This is a genomic window from Nocardia barduliensis (genome assembly GCF_013315795.1).
GTDB classification, from domain to species: Bacteria; Actinomycetota; Actinomycetes; order Mycobacteriales; family Mycobacteriaceae; genus Nocardia; species Nocardia barduliensis.
In genome coordinates, this window is the sequence record NZ_JABLTE010000094.1 from 1 (window position 1) to 24,006 (window position 24,006).

Below are 24,006 nucleotides of genomic sequence, written 5' to 3' on the forward strand. Positions count from 1 at the left end.
TCCCGGCCCCGACCGAGCCCTATCCCGCCCTCGTAGCTCAGGGGATAGAGCGTCTGCCTCCGGAGCAGAAGGCCGCAGGTTCGAATCCTGCCGAGGGCACGCAACAGAATGACCCCTGACCAGCCAAAGGTCAGGGGTCATTCTCGTTCACGGCTGCCCTTGCCGCGGGCGGCGAGTACGTCAGCTGCTGCCGAACACGCCACGCGGGATGAGGTTGTGGAACAGACGCCACAGCGGATCATTGCCGCGACCGCGATCGTGATCCCCCGGCCAATCATTGCCGCGGTCTATCCCGTGGAAGCCAGGATGGTCGTCCCGACTGTCGTGGTTGATTTCGGTGCCGACCACGTCGGCCGAGGCCGGAATCGCCGAGATTGTCAGGGGCGCGGCGGCGATCACGCCGGCGACGACTGCGCGGACGAGTATCCGGCGCGGAGCAGTGGATGTGGTTGCCGAGAACAACGGCAGTCCTTTCTAGCGACAGTGCACGCATTCACCTGCCCCGATTTCCCTGCGGGCAACCAGAGCAGGCCGGAGATCGAAAGCACCGACACGCGGGCGTACGATCCCCGGCCCATATCGGCCGTACACCCCATTTTGTTACCGAGTCAGCAGCATTCAAGGCAAGGAGGCATCGGTCCACCCGACTGCCTGAGAAACACGAGGCGCAGATCCGAATATTGCCTCGGGCCGAGCGAGCCCCTCGACCAGCTGCGATACCGGGCAACGCACAGCGACCCGAGAGGGATGCTGGTACGGGCGCGGATGCCGGGAACTCCCGGTGGTCGACATCCGATCGCCCGTCTTTCCAGCACCGGGATTGCAGGTACTTGAAGGTTACCGAGGAATCGCGGCATTCTCCCCCGGGCAACGAATGATCGCGAGTGGCATACCCGGAGAGGTCGGCTCGGTGTTTGCCACAGCCATGGGCCACTCGCAGAGTCATCCGTAAGGCAGGACGTGGCGCGGCGGGCACATGCCTGCCTCTGGGTGCAGGAGCGTGACGAGTATTGGCTGATAATGGAGCCCGGGACAGGTCGGTGCGGCGCTGGGTCACGGCGGGGATCGCGGCGACCGTGGTGGTGCTGGGAATCGTGTGGGTGCCCGGGATCGTCGGGGGCAGGCCGCCGTTCGATCCGGACGCGGTGCCGGGCACTCAAGTCGTTTGGGTGACGGCCCCGACCGGGGCCGATCGGGGGACGTTGGAACTGTGGCAGCGGGGCCGGTTTCGGCGGTGGGAGCGCACGTTGGCGGTGCCCGCTTGGGTGGGTGCGGAGGGGATTTCGCGGGAGGCCAGGGAAGGGGCGGCGTATACGCCGGAGGGTACGTTCGCGTTGACCGAAGGGTTCGGCCGGTTGCCTGCCGTAGGCGCGAAGCTTCCATACCTGTCGGTGGACCCGTCGAATACCTGGTGGTGGGTGTCCGATATCGAAAGTCCGCTCTACAACCAGAAATATCGATGCGCGGAGGGCGACTGCCCGTTCGACACCACCCACAGCGAGAACCTCGGTCGCACCGACCCGCAATACAACTACGCCTTGGTCATCGACTACAACCGATTTCCGGTCGTGCCGAAGCAGGGTTCGGCGTTCTTCGTGCACGTCGAGGCAGGCAAGCCGACCGCGGGCTGCGTCGCGGTCGGTGACGAGGTCATGCGCACACTGCTGACCACGCTGGAGCCGTCGCGGAAGCCGGTGATCGGCATGTACGCGACTTGAATCGCGCGACCGGCTGCGCAGTGGAGGAGGGACGCGAAATGCGGAACCGGCAAACGAGAAAAGGACCCCCGAAAAGTCGGGAGCCCTTCGCTCGAATGGTGAGGTGCCGCGAGCGGCTCGTCGGCTACGGCAGGGTTTCGGTGGGTTTCTCGGCGGCTGCCAAAACGCCGGCCTTGGTGAGGTATGTGAAGGCGGGGGCGGTCAGTCCGGGCTCGAGGAAATAGAAGTGCGCTTTGGTGACGGTGCCGTTCTCGGTGGCGTCGCACAGGGCGTGCAGGGCGGTCGGGTCGACGGTGCGGGCGGTGAGCTTGCCCGCCTCGTAGTCCATCTCCACCCACTTCGCGTGGATGGCGGCGCTCATGACGCTGCCGGTGAAGCTCTCCCGGTCGGAAGCGGCGCTGAGGCTCATCTCGAGGCCGTCGTCCAGCTCGGTCGGGGTGTGCTGCCAGCGCCCGAATTCCCACCAGCGCACGAAGCTGACCGGGCCTTGCGCGCCGGCGGGCAGCTTCGTCGTCGGTTCCACCGAGCGCACCCAGGCGGGGGCCGCGGCCAGCGGATCGTAGGAAGTCCCGGTGACCTCGTTGTCCTCGTCCCGCCCGAATAGCAGCGCGCGGTCACCGGGGTATCTGACCAGCGAGTACCAATTGCCCTCGCCGTCGTCGCTGATCAGCCGGCCGCCTTCCACTCCGGCCGTCTGCCCGATCTCCTGTCCGCTCGCGACCCGATCGGTGTGGGTCGCGGAGGTGATCACGTCCAAGACGGTCACGCGCGCCCACAGCACCTCGGGATGCGGCAACTGAAATCCCATGCCGGGCAACGTATCACCGGCCCCCTACCGCGACAACCGGGCAGCAATCGGCCGGACAACCCGCTCGCCCGCCGCCGCGCACTGCGGCAAATCGGCTCGCTACGGGCGCTCACAGGGATCTCCGAAATTATGACAAGACAGGCAAACTCGACGCTACCTGCACGATCGCAGCTCACAAGGCATTCCGGACTCCGCTCGCACGCGACTGCCGATCTCACGAGAACGTGGGCGACGCCCACCACCCGACGCACGCACTGAAGGTCAACCGTCCGGAGCGGCGGACTGCCGGGGACGCAGGGCATAGGCAGGGACCAGCTGGTCACGCACGTGCAGGTCCGGGCGACCGTCGGCGAACTGGATGCTGTAGGTCACCCGGCCCATCCAGTCCCCGTCGACGGTGGGCAGCCAGTGCGTCAGGGTTCCGGGGCGCTCGCCGCGCATGATGACGCCCGCGCCGTTCACATGCCGCGGCAGCCCGGGGTCGCGGACCAGGACCGCGTCCAGCCGCACCCAGACCGGCCGCGGCGGGTAGGTGAGCGTCCGGTAGTAGTGGCCGGTCCCGCTCGGGTAGACCAGCTCCGGTTCGGTGCCTTCGGTTCGCGGCGTTTCATCGCTAGTCGAACCCATGTTCGAATGTTAGCCGGACATATGCGGCAAGCGCCAGGCAACCCGGCCCGCGCATCGGGCGGCATGACGACGACCACACAAGTCTGGTCACCACGACATCGCGCGTTCTAATATGGTCATTCTAGAACGATCATATTAGAAGGAGTCGGGCATGTCGGCGAAGTACGAGGTCGTCAAGGGTTTCTATGTGGCGACGCAGACCGGGGACGGACCGGCGATCCTGGCGCTGCTGCATCCGGAGTTCGAGGCTCGGACCGCTCCGGGGATGCCGTGCGGGGCCGGAGGGGCCTTCCACGGCCCGCTCGCGGCGATGTCGCGGATCTGGGGAGCGGTTGCCCGGGATTTCGACACCGCTCCCTACGACGAGACCTGGCAGGAGACCACGGACGGCACCGTCGTGGTCACGGGTCGCTATCGGGGCGCGGCGCGCGCCACCGGCCGCGAGTACGAGGCCGAGTTCGTCCATCTGTGGCAGGTGGACGACGAAGGCCGCATCACGCGGCTGCACCAGTACACCGACACCGCACGCTGGCACGCCGCGTTGGCTGCCTGACCACGGGGCCATCGCGAGAACAGGCCGTTCGCAGTACGCGGCCATCGTGCGAACAGATCCCGCGAAGACCGGTCGCCATAGGTCACGGCAACCTCGCGAACGGTCCGTCCCGGTTTGGTTTCCGGTTGCCCGGGCACGCCGTTGCCGTAGCGATGCAGGCACCGGGGGTAGACACCGGAGGACGACATGGCTTACCCGCCGGGCGGGCAACCGCCGGACGAGCAACCGCCCTACCCGCAACAGCCGTCTCCCGGCTATGCGCCGCCCGGGCAAGGCCCGCCCCCGCCGGGGCCGGGTTATCCACCGCCCGGCTATGGGCCGCCCGGATACCCGGCGCAGCCACCGAAGCAGAGCCGGACCGGCTTGATCGCCGGCTTGGTGGTGATCGTCGCCCTGGTGATCGCGGGCGCGGTGATCGCGGGCGTGTTCTTGACCTCGCAGGGCCGGGGTCCGCTCGCCTCGGACGAGAAGCGGATCGAGCTGGCGATCCGCGACTTCTACGAGACCCTCGACACGCGCGGCTTCCGCGCGGCGGCCGAGCAGGCGTGCGCGAGCGAGCGCACCGCGTTCGAGGCGATGACCGAGAGCGAGAAGAACGAATTCGACAGCACCGCCGTTTCGGTCGCCATCGATAGGATCGAGGACATCCTGGTCACCGGGGACACCGCGACCGCGAAGGTCACCGGAAAACTCACCGTCGCGGTCCCCGGCGAGCAGCCCGATAACGAAACCAGCACGACCGAGCATCTGAAGAAGGAAGACGGCAAGTGGAAGGTCTGCTCCGCGGAGGGCACGCGCTGATCGAATGCACGCAGGCATGAATTGCTGCGGTCCGAACCGCAGAACCGTTCTCGGAGCCCTCGGACTCGCCGCACTGCTTCCCCTCGCCGGACGAACGAAAGCTCGGGCACAGCCGAATTCCGCCGTCGCCACCGATCTGGAAGTGGTGACGATCACCGATTCCTCGGTGATCGTCACCTGGACCACGCTCGCGCCCGACCAAGCCGGTCGGCTGATCCCCGTCGACGCCGACACCCAGGTGCGGGTCGGCCCCGCCGACTCCGCGCGCGGACCGGTCCCGGTATTCGCCGACGACCGCCGCACCCCGTTCCACTACGCCGAGATCGATGGGCTCGAACCGGGCCGGACCTACCGTTTCGAAGCCTGGTCGGCCGGCGTGCGCGCCACGCCCGCGCTGTCGCTGACCACCGCCGATCCGGCCGCACCGGAAGCCCGCGGCGAGTTCACCACGCTGGTCCCGCCGCCCGGCCGCAGGCTGCGCACGCTGGCGCTGGCCAACGACGTGCACTACGGCGAGCAGATCAGCGGCCTGATCGTCGGCGACCTGCCGCCCGGCTTCCGGCAGGCCCCCGACCTCGCGCCCTACCCCGAGGTGATGCTGGCCGCGGTGCTGGACGACCTGCGCCGCCCCGATCGCGGGGCCGAACGCCTCCTGCTGGCTGGTGACCTCACCGCCGAGGCCTCCGAGCACGACACCCGCACGGTGCGGGCCCGCCTCGACGCGTGGGGGTCGCTCGGCCAGGACTACCTGGCCGTGCGCGGCAACCACGACCGGCCGCACGTCGGCGCAGAATACGCCGGGTGCGCGCCCGCGCCCGCCGATCACCGCGACTGCTGGGCCGAGGTCTTCTCCGCGCGGCAGCAACTGGTCGAACACGAGATCGGCGGCCTGCGGCTGCTCGGCTTGGACACCAGCCGGCTCGACGGCGCGGGCGGGTCCATCGAACGGCCGCAGTTCGATCACCTCGCCGAACGCCTGCGCGCCGATCCCGACCGGCCGACGCTGCTGTTCGGCCACCACCCCGTCACGACCGAGTCCGGGCTGACCAACCTCGCGGGGCCGGGATTCGTCCTAGACGGACGTGACAGCGGCGAACTGCAGACGCTCTACACCCGGTCTCCCGGCGTCTTCCTGCAGCACAGCGGCCATACCCACCGCAACCGCCGCACCAGACCGGACGCGGCGCGCGCGGTGGAGTTCCTGGAGGTCGCCGCGGTCAAGGAGTATCCGGGCGGCTACAGCCTGCTGCGCGTCTACGAAGGCGGCTACATGGTCAACTTCTACAAGACCCGCACCGAGCAAGCGCGGCGCTGGAGCGCGCTCACCCGCGGCGAGTACTTCGGGCTGCTCCCCGACTACGCGCTCGGCACCTGCGCCGACCGCAATCACGTTGTGCTCCGCGACTTCTCGGGGCTGCGGTAGCCGCTGGGGAGATTCGCCACATCCGGGAACGGTTTGCGCACGTCGAACGCGGTATCTTCCTTAGGCAAGCCTCAACATACGGATGAGGGACGCGGTCGGAAGGACGAGGATGAAGCCGGTCAGATGGAAGACGATTGCCGCCGGATTGGCCGTCGCGGTGACGGCGCTCGGCATCACGGCTTGCTCCGATTCCTCCGACGACGCGAACGAGATCACCGTCTACAACGCGCAGCACGAATCGCTCACCAAGGAATGGGCCGAGGCGTTCACCAAGGAAACCGGCATCAAGGTGACGTTGCGCCAGGGCGGTGACACGGCGCTGGGCAACCAGCTGGTCGCCGAGGGCGCGGCCTCGCCCGCCGACCTGTTCCTCACCGAGAATTCACCCGCGATGGCGCTGGTGGAGAACGCGGGCCTGTTCGCCGACGTGAATCCCGAGACCCTGGAGCAGGTGCCCGCGCAGTTCCGTCCGTCCACCGGCAAGTGGACCGGCGTCGCCGCTCGCTCAACGGTTTTCGTCTACAACAAGAACAAGGTCCAGCCGGGGCAATTGCCCGCCTCGCTGCTCGATCTGGCGCAGCCGCAGTGGAAAGGCCGCTGGGGCGCGGGCGTATCCGGCGCCGACTTCCAGGCCATCGTGGCGGCGCTGCTCGCGCTGAAGGGTGAGGACGCCACCCGCGCCTGGCTGAAGGGCATGAAGGAGAACGCGACACCCTTCCCGAACAACGTCGCGACCATGAAAGCGGTCAACTCCGGCAGCCCGGACGGTGGCGTCATCTACCACTACTACTGGTATCGCGACCAGGCGAAAACCAAGGAGAGCAGTGCCGACACCGCCCTGCACTACTTCAAGAACCAGGACCCGGGTGCCTTCGTCAGCGTCTCCGGCGGCGGCGTGCTGAAAGCGAGCAAGAAGCAGGAGTCGGCGCAGCGGTTCCTGGCGTTCATCGTCGGCAAGGCCGGGCAAGAGGTGCTGCGCGACGGCACGTCGCTGGAGTACCCGGTCGCGAGCGGTGTGGCCGCGAACCCGGCGCTGCCGCCGCTGGCCGACCTGCAGGCCCCGGCCGTCGACCCGTCGAAGCTGGACTCGAAGAAGGTCACCCAGCTGATGACCGAAGCGGGTCTGCTGTAGTCGTGGCGCTGCGGACCGTTGTGACGGCGCCCAGGGTCGGCAGGCCGGGGCCGATCGTCACGATCGTCGCGCTGCTGCTGGTGGCGGCCATGTTCGTACCGCTCGGATACATCGTTTCGACGGTCTTGTCCACCGGCCTCGATCAGGCGGCCGAGCTGGTGTTCCGGCCCAGAGTGGGTGAGCTGCTGGGCAATACGGCCGCTCTCGTGGTGTGCACGGTGCCGGTCTGCGTGGCGCTCGGCGTCGGGCTCGCGTGGGTGGTCGAACGCACGGACGTTCCGGGAAAGGCTTGGTGGGGGCCGGTTTTCGCGGCGCCGCTCGCGGTGCCCGCGTTCGTCAACAGCTATGCCTGGGTCAGCGTCTTCCCGGCCCTGCACGGCTTGTGGGCGGGTGTGGTGATCTCGACGATGTCCTATTTCCCGCTGGTCTACCTGCCCGCTGCGGCGACACTGCGCCGCTTGGACCCCGCGGTGGAGGAGTCGGCGCGAGCGCTCGGCTCCGGGCCGGTCGCGGTCTTCGCGCGGATCGTGCTGCCGCAGTTGCGCTTGGCCGTTCTCGGCGGCGGGCTGCTCATCGCACTGCATCTGCTCGCCGAGTACGGCGCGTTCGTGATGGTCCGGTTCGATACGTTCACCACGGCCATCTTCGAGCAGTACCAATCCAGTTTCGCCGGTCCGGCGGGCAGCATGCTCGCCGGTGTGCTCGTGCTGTGCTGCCTGGCGCTGCTCGGGGCGGAGGCCGGGTTGCGCGGCCGGGCGCGTTACGCGCGGATCGGCAGCGGGGCGCCGCGTGCCGCGACCCGGATACGGCTGGGCGCAGGCAGGTTACCGGTCCTGGCCGCGCTCGTCGCGGTGACGGCGGCCGCGCTCGGCGTGCCGCTGTGGACCATCGCGCGCTGGTTGCGTATCGGCGGAGCGGCGGTGTGGGATTTCGCCGACATCGGTGAAGCGCTCGGGCAGACGGTGGCGCTTGCGGCCGTCGCCGCGCTGCTCACCACGCTGTGCGCGTTCCCGGTCGCGTGGATCGCGGTGCGTTCCACCTCGGCGTTCGCCCGGCTGGTCGAGGGCGCGAACTACGTCACCAGTTCGCTGCCCGGCATCGTGATCGCGCTGGCCATGGTGACCGTGACCATCCGGTGGGCGCCCGCGCTCTACCAGACGGCGAGCATGGTGATCGCCGCCTACCTGCTGCTGTTCCTGCCCCGGGCCCTGGTCAGCGTGCGGGCCGGGCTCGCCCAGGTGCCGGTCGGCCTGGAGGAGGCGTCCCGATCGCTGGGCAAGTCGGGGCCCGCGACGTTCTTTCTCGTCACGCTGCGTCTCGCGGCGCCCGCCGCGGCTGCCGCCGCCGCGCTGGTGTTCGTCGCCGTGGCGACCGAACTGACCGCGACACTTCTGCTGGCGCCCAACGGAACCCGCACGCTCGCGATGCGGTTCTGGGGCCTGTCGGGCGAATTGGACTACGCGGCCGCCGCGCCGTACGCCCTGATCATGATCGCCGCCGCGGTGCCGGTGACGTATCTGCTGTTCACCAACTCGCGGAAGGCGGCGGGGATATGAGTCGCGTTGTCGTCGCCGATGTGTCGAAGACCTTCGGCCACACCCGCGTGCTGAGCGGAATCAGCCTCGACGTGCCGGACGGCACCGCGACCGCCGTGGTCGGCTCGTCCGGGTGCGGCAAGACCACGCTGCTGCGGGTGATCGCCGGGTTCGAGTCGCCGGACACGGGTTCGGTGTCGATCGGAGCGGAAACCGTGGTGGGCGAAGGGATCATGGTGCCGCCTCAGCGGCGCAACATCGGCTATGTCGCGCAGGACGGGGCGTTGTTCCCGCATCTGACCGTCGGGCAGAACATCGCCTACGGACTCGGCTTGCGCCGCCGCCACCGGCAGCGGGTGCGCGAACTGCTGGAGACGGTCTCGCTGGACGCGTCCTACGCCGATCGGCGGCCGCACCAGCTCTCCGGCGGCCAGCAGCAGCGCGTCGCACTGGCTCGCGCGCTGGCTCGCAAGCCGTCGGTGATGCTGCTGGACGAGCCGTTCAGCGCGCTCGACGCGGGGCTGCGGGCGACGACCAGGCAGGCCGTGGCCGACACCCTGCGCGCGGCGGGCATGACCAGCATTCTGGTCACCCACGACCAGGAGGAGGCGCTGAGTTTCGCCGAGCAGGTGGCGGTGCTGCGCGACGGGCGCTGCACCCAGGTGGGCACGCCGGAGCAGGTCTACGCCACGCCGAAGGACCTGTTCACCGCCCGCTTCCTCGGCGACTGCGTGCTGCTGGAAGCGGTGGTGGAAGCCGACGTGGCCAAGTGCGCGCTCGGGCGGATCCCGGTGCAGCGCGATGCCCCGGCCGGGCACGTGACCGTCATGATGCGACCGGAACAGCTTGTGGCGCGGACGGTTTCGGCGGATGAGCCGGACAGCGGGCAGATCCGCGCCGTCGAGTTCCGCGGCGCGGACGTCATCCTGACGATCGGTCTGGACGGCGCGGCTACCCCGGTGCGAGTGCGCAGGCCCAGCGTCGACGCCCCGGCCGCAGGCCAGCGGGTGCGCCTGGAAGTGCTCGGCTCGGCGGTGGCGTACGCCGAACCGGACGACGCCGCCTGAAGTGCGTCGAGCACAGCGGGATGCCGCGATTGCGCCCCCCGGTACGCCTCGAGAGCGCTCGGCTCGGCAGTGGCACGCACCGAGCCGAGCACCGAGGACCATATTGAGCGAGCGGCGGGAATTGAACCCGCGTAAACGGCTTTGCAGACCGTTGCCTAAACCACTCAGCCACGCCCGCCTCGCCTTAGATAGTGCCCCCGGCAGGTAGGCGCGGCCTACCATTGCGCTCACGCTGATTCGAAGGCTGGTCGGATGTCCCCGCCCCCGTGCGGTGGCATGGAATGATCGGAACATGTCTCGGCCACGCCCGCTTGCGAACGACCCGATCGAGGAGGCCCACCGCCAGTGGGTCGGCCACGGCTGGGGGGACGTCGCCGACGGCATGGCCGCGGTGACCTCGCTGGTGCGAGCCCAGCAAATCGTGATGGCGCGGGTGGACGAGGCGCTGAAACCCACCGGGTTGACCTTCTCCCGTTACGAGCTGCTCATGCTGCTCAACTTCAGCAAAACCGGGGCCTTGCCGATGGCGAAGGCCAGTGCGCGCTTGCAGGTGCACCCCACCAGCGTGACCAATACCGTGGACCGGCTGGAAGCGGCGCGGCTCGTCGAGCGCGTGCCGCACCCCAGCGACCGGCGCGCTACCTTGATCGAAATCACCGACGCCGGACGCGAATTGGTCGCGAAGGCGACCGAGGAACTCAACGCGAAGGTCTTCGCGCGCCCCGGGCTGCCGCCCGACCGGCTGCACACCCTGCTGCAACTGCTCGCCGAATTCCGACACGCTGCGGGCGACTTCGACACCGCCGAGGGCACGGCGCGCTGGTCGGCCACGGTCACAGAGTAATTCGACGTACCGGTCGGTCGAGTACCGCAGTGGACCGACCGATCAGTGACACACGGGCATCCAACCGGCGAATTGCCGGGCACGCCGTCTTGGCAGCGGAAGCGAAAAGGTCCACCATGGACTCATGGTGCTGGTCTTGGGTGTATCGGCGGGCGCTGGCGGCGCCCACGCGATGCTCACACACTCCGATCAGCCACACCTACCCCCGATCGATCGCTGCGAAGTGCCGCGGCGCGCGGGCGGTGGCGTCGAGGAATCGGTCTTCGAGGCGATCCGCCGGATGAACGGCGCCGCCGACCGGCGGGACGAACTGATCTCGGGAACGGCCGTGACGTGCCGCTGTCCGCTGCATGCCGACGCCATCCGCGCCGGCGTCGGCCGCGGCGTGACCATCGTGGACGAACCGCTCGCCCAGCTGCGCTATCTGCGCTTCACCGGACAACTTCCCGACAGCGGCTCGGTCATCCTCTACGACCTGGGCAGCTCGGGGCTGACCATCACCCAGGCGGATTGCCGCACCGACACGATCCTGGCAGGCAAACGCAGCACGGTGCTCGGCGGCGACGGCTACGACGCGCTGTTGCGCTGGCGGCTGGCCCGCGACGGCGTGCTCACCGACGCGTCGACCATCCGGCGCCACCGCGAAGAACTGAGCGACGCGCGCGTGGTCACCGCGATCGATGAGGGCACCGGCGACCGTGCCGTGGTCACCCGCAGCGACCTGGCCCTATTGTGTGCGGCGGGCATCCACCACTCCGCGTCGTTCGTGCGCCAGATCATCGAGGAGACCGGCGTGCGGCCGGAGGCCATGGTGCTGCTCGGCGGCTGCACCCGCAGTCCCAGCATTCGCGCCGAACTGGCCGAACTGATCGATCTTCCGATCGTCTACGACCCGGAGCCCGAGTTCGTCTCCGCGCGCGGCGCCGTGCTGCTGGCCGCCGAACGACGCGGCGGCCAGGTCCGGATGGCCCGGCTGCGCGCCGGGGCCACGCTGGTCCCGGCCACCGTCGACCGGCGCAAGCTCATCGCGGCGGCCGCGGTCACCGTCGCCCTCGGCGCCACCATCGCCGGGCTGCTCGCCGCGGACAAAGACGCGAGCCAGCCCGAAGGAGACCGGGCGCCCATGCCCGCGGAGATCGTCGCACCCACACCGGGGCGCTTCGGCTGACTCGCGACGGGTCCGCCCGGCCGGACGGGCCGGCCGGGCGATAAGCGAGATCAGCGGTTGGTGAACTTCGCGGGACGCTTCTCCACGAAGGCGCTCATGCCTTCCTTCTGGTCCTCGATCGCGAACAGCGAGTGGAAGACGCGGCGTTCGAAACGCAGGCCCTCGGCCAGCGTGGTCTCGAACGAGCGGTTCACCGCCTCCTTGGCGATCATGGCGACCGGCAGCGACATCGACGCGATGGTCTCGGCGACCTCGAGTGCGGTGTCGAGCAGCTGCGCGGCGGGCACGATCCGCGAGACCAACCCCGCCCGCTCGGCCTCCTCGGCGTCCATGTTGCGGCCGGTGAGCACCAGGTCCATGGCCTTGGCCTTGCCGATCGCGCGGGTCAGCCGCTGCGAGCCGCCGATGCCGGGAATGACGCCCAGCTTGATCTCCGGCTGCCCGAACTTCGCGGTGTCGGCCGCGAGCAGGACGTCGCAGATCATGGCCAGCTCGCAGCCGCCGCCCAGCGCGTAGCCCGCGACCGCGGCGATGGTGGGCTTGCGGAACTGCGCCAGCCGGTCCCAGCGTGCGAAGTAGTCGTCCATGAACATGTCCATGTACGACTTGGGCTGCATCTCCTTGATGTCGGCGCCGGCCGCGAAAGCCCGCTCCGACCCGGTGATCACGATGGCGCCGATCTCGTCGTCGCGCTCGAGCTCGTCGAGGGCGGCGATGACGTCGTCGAGGACCTGTGCGTTCAGCGCGTTGAGCGCCTTCGGGCGGTTCAGCGTGATCCAGCCGACCCGGCCCTTGCGTTCCAGCAGAATCGTCTCGAAGTCGGGCCCGCCCGTCACCGGCCGCCACCCCTCACGAAATCGCTGTGCGATGCGTCCATCTTCATGCACCCTCTTGGTCGGAACGGTTACGGATATCGGTGACGATAGCCGAGAAGTCCCGCCCGGCATCCGTCTGGTTGAAGCGGTCGTAGATCGCGGCGGCCAGCAACCCCAGCTGTCCGTCCACGTTGTTCTCCTGCAACGCGTTCGCGGCCAGACCGAGGTCTTTCGCCATCAGGGCGGTGGCGAAACCCGGTTGGTAGTCGTTGTTGGCCGGACTGGTCGGCACCGGGCCGGGAACCGGGCAGTAGCTGGTCAGCGCCCAGCTCTGGCCGGAGGCTGTGGAGACCACGTCGAAGAACGACTGGTGGCTCAGCCCCAGCTTCTCGCCCAGCACCAGCGACTCCGACAGCGCGATCATCGAGACGCCGAGCAGCATGTTGTTGCAGATCTTCGCGGCCTGGCCGACGCCGGAGCCGCCGCAGTGCACGACCTTGCCGCCCATCACCTCGAGCACCGCGAGCGCGGCGGCGAAGTCCTCGGCCGCGCCGCCGACCATGAAGGTCAGCGTGCCCGCCGCTGCACCCGCCACACCGCCGGACACGGGTGCGTCCAGCGCGCGGTGCCCTGCCTCGGCGGCGCGTGCGGCCGCGAGCTTGGCATCGGCCACGTCGATGGTGGAGCAGTCGATGAACAGTGTGCCCGGCGCGGCGACCGGCAGCAGTTCGGCGTAGACGTCCAGCACGAGTTTGCCGTTGGGCAGCATCGTGATCACGATGTCGGCCGCCGCGGCCTCGGTGGCCGCGTCGACCACGATCGCCCCGTCACGCCCGGCCTGCTCCCGCGCCGCGGGCACCGGGTCGAAGGCGAGCACCTCATAGCCCGCCCGCACCAGATTGGCCGCCATCGGCCCGCCCATATGGCCGAGGCCGAGGAAACCGATTCGCTTGCTCATCACGCCACCTCCGGGGTCGTCAGACCCAGTTCTGCATCGCCCAGTTCGGCGAAGTACGCGTCCACCTGCGCGTCCGTGACCGCCTCCAGCGTCGCGGGCGACCAGTGCGGGTCGCGGTCCTTGTCGATGACCTGGGCGCGGATGCCCTCGACCAGGTCGTGCGAGGCCAGCGACGCGATGGAGACCCGGTACTCCTCGTTCAGTACCGTCTCCAGGCTCGGCGCGGTGCGCGCCGCACGCAGCGAGCGCAGCGTGACCTTCAGCGCCACCGGCGATTTCGCCAGGATCTCGGTGGCCGCCGCCCGCGCGTCCGGGGCGTCGTGCGCTCGCAGCCGCGCGAGGATCTCCTCCACGGAATCGGCCGCGTAGCAGGCGTCGATCCAGCTCTGCCCGGCGACCAGCGCCGACTCCGGCGCGTCGGTGGCGAACTTGGCGATCGCGATGTCGGCGCTCTCCGAGCGCAGCGTCTCCAGCAGGGCGGGCACATCCGCGGAGGCGACGAAATAGTCGGCGAAGCCCGCCGCGATGGCGTCACCGGCGCTCATGCGCGCGGTGGTCAGCGCCACGTGCGTGCCGATCTCACCCGGGGTGCGCGCGAGCAGATAGGTCCCGCCGACGTCCGGGACGAAGCCGATGCCCACCTCGGGCATGCCGATCTTGGACCGCTCGGTGACGATCCGGTGGCTGCCGTGCCCGGAGAGCCCGACACCGCCGCCCATCACGATGCCGTCCATGACCACCACGTACGGCTTCGGGTAGCGGCCGATCAAGGCGTTGAGCACGTACTCGTCGCGCCAGAACCGGCCGGTCGGCGAATCAGCGCCCGCGGCACCGCCTTTCGCGTCCGCGTGGATGGCGACGATGTCGCCGCCCGCGCACAGGCCGCGCTCCCCCGCGCCGGTGACGACCACGGTGCGCACCGCGTCGTCCTCGGCCCACGCGCGCAGCGCGTCGGTGATGGCAAGAACCATCGGGTGATTCAGCGCGTTGATGGCCTTGGGCCGGTTCAACGTGATCAGGCCGAGACCGTCGCGCTGTTCGAGAAGAATTTCGGGTTCGCTCATGCTCTGTCCTTTCCGGCATGAGCGGGGCCCCGCGTGGTCACGCTGCGCCGGCGCCTCATGCCGCTCCTTCCACCAGTGAGCGGGCGACGACCACCCGCATGATCTCGTTGGTGCCCTCGAGGATCTGGTGCACCCGCAGATCCCGGACGATCTTCTCCACGCCGTACTCGGTGAGGTAGCCGTAGCCGCCGTGCAGTTGCAGTGCCTTGTTGGCGACCTCGAAGCCGGCGTCGGTGGCGAAGCGCTTCGCCATAGCGCACAGTTCCACCTTGTCCGGCGCGTCCGCGTCCAGCGCCGCGGCGGCCCGCCACAGCAGCGTGCGGGCGGCCTCCAGTTCGATGCGCATATCGGCGAGTTCGAATTGCAGCGCCTGATTGCGCAGCAACGGCTTGCCGAACGCCTGCCGCTCGGCGAGGTACGGCACCGTCTTGTCCAGCGCCGCCTGCGCGCCGCCCACCGAGCAGGCGGCGATGTTGAGCCTGCCCCCGTTGAGCCCGTTCATCGCGATGCGGAAACCGTCGCCCTCCGCGCCGAGCCGGTTCACCGCGGGGACCCTGGCGTCGGTGAAGATCACCTGACGGGTCGGCTGCGCGTTCCAGCCCATCTTCTTCTCGTTGGCGCCGAAGGTGATGCCCGGCGTGTCGGCGGGGACGACGAACGCCGAGATGCCGCGCGCCCCCGCGTCACCGGTTCGCGCCATGACCACGTACACGTCGGTGGCGCCCGCGCCGGAGATGAACTGCTTGGCGCCGTTGAAGACGTAATCGTCGCCGTCGCGCACGGCCTTGGTGCTCAGGGCCGCGGCGTCGGAACCGACCCCTGGCTCGGTGAGCGCGTAGCTGGCCAGCAGTTCCATCGCGGTCAGCCGGGGCAGCCAGCGGTTGCGCTGGCCGTCGTCGCCGTAGCGGTCGATCATCCACGTCGCCATGTTGTGGATGGAGATGTAGGCGGCGATCGCGGGGCAGCCGGTGGCCAGCTGCTCGAAGATGCGCACGGCGTCGAGCCTGCGCAGCGCCGAACCGCCCACGTCCTCGCGCACGTAGATGCCGCCGAGGCCGAGCGGGCCCGCCTTGCGCAGCACGTCCACCGGGAAATGCTTCTGCTCGTCCCATTCCAGCGCGTTCGGGGCGAGGAATTCGTCGGCGAAACCGCGGGCGGTGTCGCGAATCGCCTTCTCGTCGTCGTCGAGTGCGAACATCCGCGTCAGTCCATGGTGGGGATGACGAACGCGTTGCTCTCCTTGAGGCCGGAGGGCCAGCGCTGGGTCACCGTCTTGGTCTTGGTGTAGAAGCGGATCGAATCCGGGCCGTGCTGGTTCAGATCGCCGAAGCCGGAACGCTTCCAGCCGCCGAAGGTGTAGTACGCGATCGGCACCGGGATCGGCACGTTGATGCCGACCATGCCGACCTGCACGCGGGCGGCGAAGTCGCGGGCGGTGTCGCCGTCGCGGGTGAAGATCGCGACGCCGTTGCCGTACTCGTGCTCGTTGGCCAGCCGCAGCCCCTCTTCGTAGTCCTTGGCGCGCACCACGCTGACCACCGGGCCGAAGATCTCTTCCCGGTAGATCCGCATCTCCGGGGTCACCTTGTCGAACAGCGTCGCGCCGACGAAGTAGCCGTCCTCGGCGCCCTCCACGACCAGACCGCGTCCGTCCACCACCAGTTCGGCCCCCTCATCGATGCCGATCTGGACGTAGTTGTTCACCCGGTTCACGCCGTCCTGACCGACCAGCGGGCCGTAGTCGGCGCCGGGGTCGTCGGAGCGGCCGACGTTGAGCTTGCGCACCCGCTCGGTCAGCTTGGCCACCAGGCGGTCGGCGGTCTCCTCGCCGACCGGGACGGCCACCGAGATGGCCATGCAGCGCTCGCCCGCGGACCCGTAGCCCGCGCCGATCAGCTGGTCGGCGACATCGTCGAGGTCGGCGTCCGGCATGACGATCGCGTGGTTCTTCGCGCCGCCGAAGCACTGGGCGCGCTTGCCGTTGGCGGTCGCGGTCTCGTAGATGTACTGCGCGATCGGGGTGGAGCCGACGAAGCCGACGGCCTTGACGCGCGGATCGTGCAGCAGCGTGTCGACGGCTTCCTTGTCGCCGTTGACCACGTTGAACACACCGGCGGGCAGCCCGGCCTCGAGGAACAGCTCGGCCAGCCGCAGCGGCACCGAGGGGTCGCGCTCGGAGGGCTTGAGCACGAAGGCGTTGCCGGTGGCCAGCGCGGGCCCGGCCTTCCACAGCGGGATCATGGCCGGGAAGTTGAACGGCGTGATGCCCGCGACGACACCGAGCGGCTGGCGCATCGAGTACACGTCGATGCCGGTGCCCGCGCTTTCGGTGTATTCGCCCTTGAGCAGGTGCGGGATGCCGACGGCGAATTCGACGACCTCCAAGCCGCGCTGGATGTCACCCTTGGCGTCGGCGATGGTCTTGCCGTGCTCGGAGGACAGCAGGGCGGCCAGCGAATCCATCTCCTCCTGCACCAGGGTCAGGAACTTCATCAGCACGCGCGCCCGCTTCTGCGGATTGAACGCGGCCCACACCGGCTGCGCGGCCGCGGCGTTCGCGATGGCCGCTTCGACCTCGGACTTGCTCGCCAGCGGCACCCTGGCCTGCACCTGGCCGAGGTTGGGATCGAAGACGTCGCCGAAGTTGCCGGAAGCGCCCGGCACATGCTCTCCGCCGATGAAATGGGTGAGTTCGCGAACCATGCCAGTCCTGTTCTCGTAGCTGATCGGGACACCGCGATGCGGTATGCGGTCATCCTATAGTTGGATGTCCAAGTAATTGCGTCGCCGCGGCGCCGATGTGATTCATCCCACGCGGCCTGATCGGGCGATCGGCCCGGTACGGGTCACACACGCCATCCCAACCGGTTCGTCGGCAGCGGGCCATCCGCGCGACTCCGGCCTATGCCTTCGACATCGACACGGCTTTCTTCTCCCGGCGTGGTCGCGCGAGCCGGTACGCGCCCAGGGCGAGCGTGATCGCGCCGATCGCGACGACCACCGCCGCGGCGCCCAGCGAGTCGTCGGTCCAGTCCGACACCGCCTCGCCAGCCGCCACCGCGATCGCGACGCCACCCCCGACCACGAGCACCGCCGACCGCTGGGTCGCGTACAGCGCGAAGCAGACCAGGGCCACCAGCGCCGTACTTCCGTAAGCCCAGCTCCGGCCATCGACGTCGAGACTTTGCGCGGCCGCGACGGACGTGACGATCGCGATCAGGTAGCCGACCCGGATGTCACTCGCGGCTCCGATCCTGGTCAGCGCGAACCACACGCCACCGAGCAGCAGCACCGCCACGCCGCCCCAGGTGTCGTCGAGATCGATCAGCTCGGTCAGCGACCCCGCGACGGCCGCGGGCACGAAGCAGGCGCAGACCAGCATTCCGACGACCGAAGGCAGCGCCAGGTAACCGAGCACCGCGATCACCGCTCCCGCCGCGCACGCGAAAACCCATGCGGCATCGGACCCGCCGCCCTCCGTCGCGGTGCCGACGGACCCGGCGAGCGCGACGGAACCCAGCGCGAACAGCGCGGCCGCCAGCCGGGCGCGGGCGTTGTGCGCGCTCGCGCGGCCGGCCGAGACGCCGGTGAGCAGAACTCCCCCGAGCAGCAGACCGGCCGCCACGACGGCGAGCAGGCCGACCCGGACCGGCCGTCCGAGATCTTCCCAGGACGAGGCTGCCACCAGGACGATCCCGCCGAACAGCAGACCGGCTCCGACGTACGCCGCGATTTCGGCGAGCACTCGTCCGCGCGCCACCGCCGACGCCCGTTCGGCGGCGAGCGCCGCGAGCACCGCGTCGGCCTGGTCTCGGGTCAGCACGCCCTCGGCGACCAGCCGCCCCATCGCGGTCCTCGCCCTGTCCTCGCTCGCCATGCGCCCAGTATGTCCGAGTCGATCGATCGGGCAACACGATCGGCCTCGGTACCACGCGCGCGGACCCGCACCGCTGATCATGCCGACGACCCGCCGCTGCCCCGCTAGCGATGTGATCGCAGTCACCGTAGGATTAGTTTGACGTCCTAGTATCGGGCGCCAAATGGACTCGCCGGAGGAATTCCGTGGCCGACAGCAGCGCGCTCTACGTACCTACCCATCCCGTTCGTTTCGTCACGTCCGCGGCACTGTTCGACGGGCACGACGCGGCGATCAACATCATGCGCCGCATCCTGCAGAGCCAGGGCGCGGAGGTGATCCACCTCGGCCACAACCGCTCGGTCGGCGAGGTGGTGGACGCGGTGCTCACCGAGGACGCCCAGGGCGTCGCGGTCAGCTCCTACCAGGGCGGTCACGTCGAGTACTTCGAGTACCTGGCCGACGCGCTGCGCAAGGCCGGAGCCGGCCACGTGCGGATCTTCGGCGGCGGCGGCGGCGTGATCGTCGCGGAGGAGATCGCGCGTCTGGCCGAGTCCGGCGTGACCATCTTCTCCCCCGAGGACGGGCAGCGGCTCGGCCTGCCGGGCATGATCAACGAGCTGATCCGCGCCTGCGATACCGACCTCGCGGCCGAGCCGCCGGTGCTGGACGCGGTGCTCGCCGGCGAGCGCGCCGCGTTGGCCCGCGTCATCACCTGCCTGCAGGCGGACATGTTGCCGGAGCAGGACCGGCGCCGCCTGGCCGACGCCGCGTCCGCGCGCACCGTGCCGGTCCTGGGCATCACCGGCACCGGCGGTTCCGGAAAATCCTCGCTGACCGACGAATTGGTGCGCAGGCTGCGTTCGGACCAGCAGGACAAGGTGCGGGTCGCGATCCTCGCGGTCGACCCGACCCGTCGCCGCGGCGGCGGCGCGCTGCTCGGCGACCGCATCCGGATGAACGCGCTCGACGGCGAGCACGTCTTCTTCCGCTCGCTGGCCACCCGCGGCGGACGGGAACTGCCGGACAACATCGATCTCATCGTGACCGCCTGCAAGGCAGCCGGATACGACCTGGTCATCCTGGAGACGCCCGGCATCGGTCAGGGCGACGCCGCCGTGACCGACCACGTCGACGTGTCGATGTACGTGATGACGCCCGAATTCGGCGCCGCCTCCCAGCTGGAGAAGATCGACATGCTGGACTTCGCGGACGTGGTGGCGATCAACAAGTTCGAGCGCCGCGGCGCGGCCGACGCGCTGCGCGACGTGGCCCGCCAGCTGATCCGCAACCGGGCGGACTTCCACGCCGCGCCGCAGGACATGCCGGTCTTCGGCACCAGCGCGGCGACGTTCAACGACGACGGCGTGACCGCGCTCTACCAGCACCTGACGGGGCTGCTCGCCGATCGCGGCCTGCGGCTGGAGCCCGGCGCGCTGCCCCGGGTGGACACCCGGACCTCCACCCGCTTCGCCCAGCTCATCCCGCCCGCGCGGGTGCGCTACCTGGCCGAGATCGCCGAGGCCGTGCGCGACTATCACGCCGAAACGGCCGCCCAAGCGCTCGCCGCGCAACGGCTGCAACGCCTCGAGCAAGTGGCGGCCGAGCTGCCCGGCGACACCGCGGTCGCCGAACTGGCCGAACGCGCCCGCGCCGACCTGACGCCCGCGAACGCCGCGCTGCTGGCCGAGTGGCCGGCGCTGGCCGAGTCCTACCGCGGAGACGAACAGGTGGTGCGGGTCCGCGATCGGGAGATCCACACCTCGCTGCGCCGGGAGACCTTGTCCGGCAACTCGATTCCGCGCGTCGCGCTGCCTCGCTACACCGATCACGGTGAGCTGCTGCGCTTCCTGCGCGCCGAGCACCTGCCCGGCCGGTTCCCGTTCACGGCGGGAGTGTTCCCGTTCAAACGCGACAACGAGGACCCGGCGCGCATGTTCGCCGGTGAGGGCGACCCGTTCCGCACCAACCGCCGGTTCAAGGTGCTCAGCGAGCATTCCGACGCGAAAAGGCTGTCCACGGCGTTCGATTCGGTGACGCTCTACGGGCACGATCCCGCCGAGCGGCCCGACATCTACGGCAAGGTCGGCACCTCCGGGGTGTCCATCGCCTCGCTCGACGACATGAAGGTGCTCTACGACGGTTTCGATCTCACCGCCCCGGCCACCTCGGTCTCGATGACCATCAACGGCCCCGCGCCCACCATCCTGGCCTACTTCCTGAACACCGCGATCGATCAGGTCCTCGACCGCTTCGCGGCCGAACAGGGACGGCCGCCCACCGACGACGAAGCGGCCGAGCTGCGCGCGCGGACGCTGGCCACGGTGCGCGGCACGGTGCAGGCCGACATCCTCAAGGAGGACCAGGGCCAGAACACCTGCATCTTCTCCACCGAGTTCAGCCTGCGCATGATGGCCGACATCCAGGAATGGTTCGTGCGCAACGGCGTCCGGAATTTCTACTCGGTGTCGATCTCCGGCTACCACATCGCCGAAGCGGGCGCGAACCCGATCAGCCAGCTGGCCTTCACCCTCGCCAACGGCTTCACCTACGTGGAGGCCTACCTCGCGCGCGGCATGCACATCGACGACTTCGCGCCGAACCTGTCGTTCTTCTTCTCCAACGGGATGGACCCGGAATACTCCGTGATCGGCCGGGTGGCCCGGCGGATCTGGGCGGTCGCCATGCGCGATCGCTACGGCGCCAACGAACGGTCGCAGAAGCTGAAGTACCACATCCAGACCTCCGGCCGGTCGCTGCACGCCCAGGAGATGAACTTCAACGACATCCGCACCACGCTCCAGGCGCTGATCGCGATCTACGACAACTGCAACAGCCTGCACACCAACGCCTACGACGAGGCGGTGACCACCCCCACCGAGGAGTCGGTGCGCCGCGCGCTGGCCATCCAGCTCATCATCAACCGGGAGTGGGGCGTCGCGATGAACGAGAACCCGCTCCAGGGCAGCTTCCTGGTCGAGGAACTCACCGATCTGGTCGAGGAGGCGGTGCTGGCCGAGTTCGAGCGGATCAGCGAACGCGGCGGCGTGCTCGGCGCGATGGAGACCGGCTACCAGCGCGGCAAGATCCAGGACGAATCGATGCGCTACGAACAGCGCAAGCACGACGGTTCGCTGCCGATCATCGGGGTGAACACCTTCCGCAACTCCCACGACGAGCCCCACCGGGAGCTGGAACTGGCGCGCGGCACCGAGGCGGAGAAGCGGTCGCAGTTGCGCCGGGTCCGCGAGTTCCAGCAGCGCAACCGGGATGCCGCCCACGCGGCGCTGGCCCGGCTGGAAGCCGTCGCACGCACCGACGACAACATCTTCGAGGTTCTGATGGAGGCCGCGCGGGTGTGCACGCTGCAGCAGATCACGGACACGTTCTTCACCGTCGGAGGGCAATACCGCCGCAACGTGTGAGCCGGGGCCGGGTTTCGCGGCCCGGCTCGCGCGGGGCGTGTGACAATCGCCCGAGCAAACCTACGGCGTGGTTGGGATGGCAGACATGGACCTCTCGGAAATTCGGATCATCGACGCGCACATCCATCAGTGGGATCCGTTCACCACACCCCGGGATTTCAGTGCCCTGGCGAAACTGTTCCGGCTGCTTCCTGTCCCGGTGGACGCGGCGAAGCGCCTCGCGCCGCGGCGGGATCGCGAGTTCGTCGGAGATCCGGTCGCCTACCTGCGGCCCTACCTGCCGTTCGACTACCGCGCCGACGCCGGGAACGCGCCGATCGAGGTGGTCGCGCACATCGAAGTCGAATGGTCGCAGCCGGGACCGCTGGGCAAGGCCGGGGAGACCGCGTGGGTGGCCGGGTTGCCGCTGGACACGGCGCCGCGCCTCGGCGCGATTCTCGCGGGCGGCGACCCGGCGGCCCCGGGGTTCGCCGAACTGCTGGACGCGCACGCGGCCGCCTCACCGCTGCTGCGCGGCATTCGCACGATGGTCGCCCACCACCCCGATCCCGGCGTGCGCTCGTTCACCGACACACCCGGCAAGCTCACCACCAAAGCCTTCCTGGACGGCTTCGCCCAGCTGGCCGAGCGCGGCCTGTCCTTCGAGGCATGGGTGTACTCGCACGCCATTCCCGACGTCACCGCCCTGGCCGAGCGGTATCCCGAGGTGCCGATCGTGCTGAACCACCTCGGCACGCCCGCGGGGATCTTCGGCGGGGTCGGCAAACACACCGGCACGCACCCCGGGCTGCGCAGGGAACTGCTGGTGCGGTGGCGCGACGACCTCGCCGCCGTGGCCGCGCGGCCGAATGTCGTCGCGAAGGTGAGCGGTCTGATGATGCCGATTCTGGGTCACCCGATCCCGCCGCGCGGCACGTCGACGCCCGTGCCGCAGCTGCTCGACCGGATCGGCCCGCTGGTCGAGCACGCCATGGACGTGTTCGGCGCCGACCGCCTCGTCTGGGGCTCGAACTTCCCCGTGGACAAGCCGGTCACCAGCATCGCGAACAGCATCGAGGCCATCGCGACCGCCGTCACCGGCCACGGCGGCGGACCGGCGGAACTCGAGCAGGTCTTCCGGACCACGGCGCAACGCGTCTACCGGATCGCGGACTGAGCCTGGACGCACCACAGATCGGTTCGACTACGCACCACGTCGGCCCGCCCGAGCCAGTTGCGCGGTGAGCGTGCCGCGAGCGGTCGCCAGCGACGGCCCGTACCAAGTGAGGGCGCGGCCCTCCACCAACGCGACCGGGATATCCGGAAACGCTTCCGGGCCGTCGTCTTCGGTGAAGACATAGGGCTCGTCGGGTAGTACCGCGAGGTCGACACCCGCGGTCAGCTCGGCCGGCGTGACGCGCGGATAGCGGTCGGGGCGATCGGCATGCACCAAGCGCAGGCCCAGACGGTGCGCGATGTCGCCGGTGAAAGTGTCGCGTCCGACCACCATCCACGGATCGCGCCAGACCGGGATGACGGCGGCGCGGGCCGGTTCGGGCGGCGCGGGCGCCCAGGCGGACTCGGCGCGGCGCAGCCACGCCGGGATATCGGCGCCGAGTGCCTCCACGCAGAGCCGGGTGAGCGAGACCATGGCCTGCTCGACGGTCTCTATCTCGGTCACCCACACCGGGATTCCCGCCGCTCGCAGGCGTTCGACGTCGATGCGGCGGTTCTCCTCCTTGTTGCACAGCACCAGGTCGGGCGCGAGTTCGGCGATGCGCCGCACGTCCGGGTTCTTGGTGCCGCGGACCCGCTCGACCGCCAGATCGGCGGGGTGCGTGCACCATTGCGTCGCGGCGACCAGGACTTCCGGGCAGGTGTGCGCCACCGCCTCGGTCAGCGACGGCACGAGCGACACCACCCGGCGCGGCGGTGTGCGGAGATCCACCGGGGTTCCGAGGTCGTCGCGGGGCCACCCGTCCACGGCGCTCTTCCCTGCCACCCGGTCAGCCTATCGCACGACATTCGCGCTGCTGGGCTCTGTTTTCCGGGCCCGGAACGGCCGTGCGACGATCCCGCGGCGGTTCGACAAGTTCGGCGCAAGGGCAGTGTGCGGGCGCTATAAGGCAGTTCCGCGCCGGGTCGAGCGGCGGGACACTGAGTAAGGCACCCGGCATCGGGAAGTCTCCGGTCCCTTCGCTCCGCCGGTCCAGATCCCGCCCCGACAGTCCGG

21 protein-coding genes and 2 tRNA genes are annotated in these 24,006 nt (G+C 69.5%); 12 read left to right on the forward strand and 11 right to left on the reverse strand.

The genetic code is table 11. The annotated features are described in order from the left end of the window. Nucleotides 1-26: 26 nt before the first annotated feature. A tRNA-Arg gene (locus HOV91_RS29990) sits at nt 27-99 on the forward strand. A gap of 81 nt (nt 100-180) precedes the next feature. Here HOV91_RS29990 and HOV91_RS29995 read toward each other — a convergent pair. Beyond that, nucleotides 181-462, reverse strand: a complete 282-nt coding sequence (locus tag HOV91_RS29995; protein WP_174188677.1) for a hypothetical protein — start codon at nt 460-462, stop codon at nt 181-183. 548 nt (nt 463-1,010) lie between these two features. On the opposite strand from HOV91_RS29995, the gene HOV91_RS30000 reads away from it, so the two are divergent. Next, nucleotides 1,011-1,718 carry a L,D-transpeptidase family protein gene (locus HOV91_RS30000; protein ID WP_174188678.1) on the forward strand — a complete coding sequence of 236 codons (708 nt, stop codon included), beginning with the start codon at nt 1,011-1,013 and terminating at the stop codon, nt 1,716-1,718. A 124-nt stretch (nt 1,719-1,842) separates the two neighbouring features. Here HOV91_RS30000 and HOV91_RS30005 read toward each other — a convergent pair whose 3' ends face one another. Further along, complete coding sequence (locus tag HOV91_RS30005) at nt 1,843-2,526, reverse strand: hypothetical protein (protein WP_174188679.1); 684 nt, start codon at nt 2,524-2,526, stop codon at nt 1,843-1,845. Between the two features lie 261 nt (nt 2,527-2,787). Further along, nucleotides 2,788-3,153: a hypothetical protein gene (locus HOV91_RS30010; RefSeq protein WP_174188680.1), complete on the reverse strand. Its 366-nt coding sequence runs from the start codon at nt 3,151-3,153 to the stop codon at nt 2,788-2,790. Between the two features lie 151 nt (nt 3,154-3,304). Between HOV91_RS30010 and HOV91_RS30015 the strand changes: the two genes are divergently transcribed. From HOV91_RS30015 to HOV91_RS30040, 6 genes are all read left to right on the forward strand, one after another. After that, nucleotides 3,305-3,706 (forward strand): nuclear transport factor 2 family protein, encoded by a 402-nt coding sequence (locus HOV91_RS30015; protein WP_174188681.1) that lies wholly within the window; start codon nt 3,305-3,307, stop codon nt 3,704-3,706. A gap of 186 nt (nt 3,707-3,892) precedes the next feature. Further along, complete coding sequence (locus HOV91_RS30020; protein WP_174188682.1) at nt 3,893-4,507, forward strand: Rv0361 family membrane protein; 615 nt, start codon at nt 3,893-3,895, stop codon at nt 4,505-4,507. A gap of 4 nt (nt 4,508-4,511) precedes the next feature. Continuing rightward, nucleotides 4,512-5,930, forward strand: a complete 1,419-nt coding sequence (locus HOV91_RS30025) for a metallophosphoesterase (RefSeq protein WP_246351145.1) — start codon at nt 4,512-4,514, stop codon at nt 5,928-5,930. 109 nt (nt 5,931-6,039) lie between these two features. Next, the gene (locus HOV91_RS30030; RefSeq protein WP_174188683.1) at nt 6,040-7,062 is read left to right on the forward strand and encodes an iron ABC transporter substrate-binding protein; all 1,023 of its coding nucleotides are present in this window, start codon (nt 6,040-6,042) and stop codon (nt 7,060-7,062) included. A gap of 89 nt (nt 7,063-7,151) precedes the next feature. Further along, on the forward strand, nt 7,152-8,618 hold the full coding sequence (locus tag HOV91_RS30035) for an ABC transporter permease (protein ID WP_174188701.1): 1,467 nt from the start codon (nt 7,152-7,154) through the stop codon (nt 8,616-8,618). Continuing rightward, a complete protein-coding gene (locus tag HOV91_RS30040; protein ID WP_174188684.1) occupies nt 8,615-9,664 on the forward strand; it encodes an ABC transporter ATP-binding protein in 1,050 nt (349 codons plus the stop codon). Before HOV91_RS30035 ends, HOV91_RS30040 begins: the two co-directional genes overlap by 4 nt. Before the next feature lie 106 nt (nt 9,665-9,770). Here HOV91_RS30040 and HOV91_RS30045 read toward each other — a convergent pair. Then, nucleotides 9,771-9,842: transfer RNA gene (locus tag HOV91_RS30045), tRNA-Cys, on the reverse strand. Between the two features lie 114 nt (nt 9,843-9,956). Here HOV91_RS30045 and HOV91_RS30050 point away from each other — a divergent pair. After that, nucleotides 9,957-10,508 (forward strand): MarR family winged helix-turn-helix transcriptional regulator, encoded by a 552-nt coding sequence (locus HOV91_RS30050; protein WP_174188685.1) that lies wholly within the window; start codon nt 9,957-9,959, stop codon nt 10,506-10,508. A 124-nt stretch (nt 10,509-10,632) separates the two neighbouring features. Continuing rightward, on the forward strand, nt 10,633-11,676 hold the full coding sequence (locus HOV91_RS30055) for an Hsp70 family protein (protein ID WP_174188686.1): 1,044 nt from the start codon (nt 10,633-10,635) through the stop codon (nt 11,674-11,676). Nucleotides 11,677-11,726: 50 nt separating this feature from the next. Here the strand turns inward: HOV91_RS30055 and HOV91_RS30060 are convergent, their stop codons facing one another. The 6 genes from HOV91_RS30060 to HOV91_RS30085 all read right to left on the reverse strand — a co-directional run bounded on the left by HOV91_RS30060 (nt 11,727) and on the right by HOV91_RS30085 (nt 18,390). Then, nucleotides 11,727-12,512 carry an enoyl-CoA hydratase gene (locus tag HOV91_RS30060; protein ID WP_174188687.1) on the reverse strand — a complete coding sequence of 262 codons (786 nt, stop codon included), beginning with the start codon at nt 12,510-12,512 and terminating at the stop codon, nt 11,727-11,729. Nucleotides 12,513-12,555: 43 nt separating this feature from the next. Beyond that, on the reverse strand, nt 12,556-13,449 hold the full coding sequence (gene mmsB, locus HOV91_RS30065; protein WP_217441298.1) for a 3-hydroxyisobutyrate dehydrogenase: 894 nt from the start codon (nt 13,447-13,449) through the stop codon (nt 12,556-12,558). Next, nucleotides 13,449-14,513, reverse strand: coding sequence for an enoyl-CoA hydratase/isomerase family protein (locus HOV91_RS30070; RefSeq protein WP_174188689.1), 1,065 nt, complete (start codon nt 14,511-14,513; stop codon nt 13,449-13,451). The genes mmsB and HOV91_RS30070 overlap by 1 nt, the downstream gene beginning before the upstream one ends. Before the next feature lie 55 nt (nt 14,514-14,568). Beyond that, on the reverse strand, nt 14,569-15,711 hold the full coding sequence (locus HOV91_RS30075; protein ID WP_174188690.1) for an acyl-CoA dehydrogenase family protein: 1,143 nt from the start codon (nt 15,709-15,711) through the stop codon (nt 14,569-14,571). Between the two features lie 5 nt (nt 15,712-15,716). Beyond that, complete coding sequence (locus tag HOV91_RS30080) at nt 15,717-17,216, reverse strand: CoA-acylating methylmalonate-semialdehyde dehydrogenase (protein ID WP_174188691.1); 1,500 nt, start codon at nt 17,214-17,216, stop codon at nt 15,717-15,719. A gap of 199 nt (nt 17,217-17,415) precedes the next feature. Beyond that, entirely contained in the window at nt 17,416-18,390 is a 975-nt protein-coding gene (locus tag HOV91_RS30085) for a DUF2157 domain-containing protein (protein WP_174188692.1), read from the reverse strand. Nucleotides 18,391-18,575: 185 nt separating this feature from the next. Between HOV91_RS30085 and icmF the strand changes: the two genes are divergently transcribed. Together icmF and HOV91_RS30095 are read left to right on the forward strand one after the other, a co-directional pair. Further along, nucleotides 18,576-21,794: a fused isobutyryl-CoA mutase/GTPase IcmF gene (gene icmF / locus HOV91_RS30090; protein ID WP_174188693.1), complete on the forward strand. Its 3,219-nt coding sequence runs from the start codon at nt 18,576-18,578 to the stop codon at nt 21,792-21,794. An 85-nt stretch (nt 21,795-21,879) separates the two neighbouring features. After that, a complete protein-coding gene (locus HOV91_RS30095) occupies nt 21,880-22,950 on the forward strand; it encodes an amidohydrolase family protein (protein ID WP_174188694.1) in 1,071 nt (356 codons plus the stop codon). A 27-nt stretch (nt 22,951-22,977) separates the two neighbouring features. On the opposite strand, the gene HOV91_RS30100 is transcribed toward HOV91_RS30095, so the two are convergent. Next, nucleotides 22,978-23,775, reverse strand: coding sequence for a helical backbone metal receptor (locus HOV91_RS30100; protein WP_369009328.1), 798 nt, complete (start codon nt 23,773-23,775; stop codon nt 22,978-22,980). Between the last annotated feature and the right edge of the window lie 231 nt (nt 23,776-24,006).